Origin of the sequence: Roseibium sp. SCP15, from assembly GCF_040329435.1 — a bacterium.
Classification (GTDB): domain Bacteria; phylum Pseudomonadota; class Alphaproteobacteria; order Rhizobiales; family Stappiaceae; genus Roseibium.
The window spans coordinates 1-1,075 of sequence record NZ_JBDZYI010000011.1; the positions used below are offsets into that span (position 1 = coordinate 1).

1 protein-coding gene is annotated in these 1,075 nt (G+C 59.5%); it reads left to right on the top strand.

The annotated features are described in order from the left end of the window. The coding region (locus tag ABLO27_RS27085; RefSeq protein ID WP_353037218.1) for a LamG-like jellyroll fold domain-containing protein at positions 1-1,075 on the top strand (1,075 nt) is incomplete at both ends.

Consider the following 1,075-nt stretch of genomic DNA (forward strand, 5'->3'; position numbering starts at 1 on the left):
TGGCGTGGCCGGTGAGAACGAGAACATCCACGACCACTGGGTCGACCAGATCGGCAATGACGTCATCACCGACTTCAACCGCGACGAAGGCGACCGCATCGTCATCGAGGGCCACACCACCAAGATCCGCTCCATCACCTATGGCGACAGCAATGGCGACGGTGTTGTCGACCACACCGTGATCAGCCTCTATTCCGACCAGGGCTCGGGCGGCGGTGCCCACAACAACGATGACCTGGGAACCATCACCGTCTATGGCGATCTCGTCACACAGACCGATATCTCCACAACGGCCAAACCGGCCTACGGCATCGTCCGCTCCATCTCAGACCTCCAGGAAGCCCTCAAGCCCATCGAGATGGGAGAAGAACGAGAGGACGTGCCACCTCCATCCGATCTTCCGAGTGTCAGCGACTTGCCCCTGCCCGAAGGCATGACGCCGGTCTTCGCCATTGCCGGTTCCAACGAGTTCACTGGAGAGCGTGGCGACTATCTTGAGGCAGGCAATCCGGACAGCCTCGATCTGGCAAACGGCACCATCGCCCTCACCTTCAATGCGGACAAGGTCACCGGCGGTCAGGCTCTCTTCTCAAAGGATGGCTCGGGGTATGACGATGGTGGTCACATCACCGCCTATCTGTGTGACAACAAGCTCTATATCCGCCAGCAGTCGGACAGCAAGTCCGAGTATCTGAAGGTTCAGAATGTCGAGATTGCTGCCAACACGGCCTACCACCTTGCTGTCTCCTTCGGTGAAGATGGCTTGATGGTCTACCTCAACGGCGAGCTGGTGGCAGCCGAGCCGGAGTTCAAGCAAGGCCTCGACATGAACGAGCGCTCGCTGGTAATCGGGGCAACCGGCGCTTGGCGGAAAACCGATACCCAGACTGCTGGTCAACAATTTGACGGCACCATCTCCGATGTCATGGTCTTCGACGAGCAGATAGCCGGTGAAGACATGGCAGCCCTTGCAGGCGAAGTCGATCCGGCCTTTGAGACAGAGGCCCTCGAGGCCCTGGCCCAGGACGACCTGATGCCCGCCTTCCAGCAACTCCATCACGGCTCCGACGAGTTC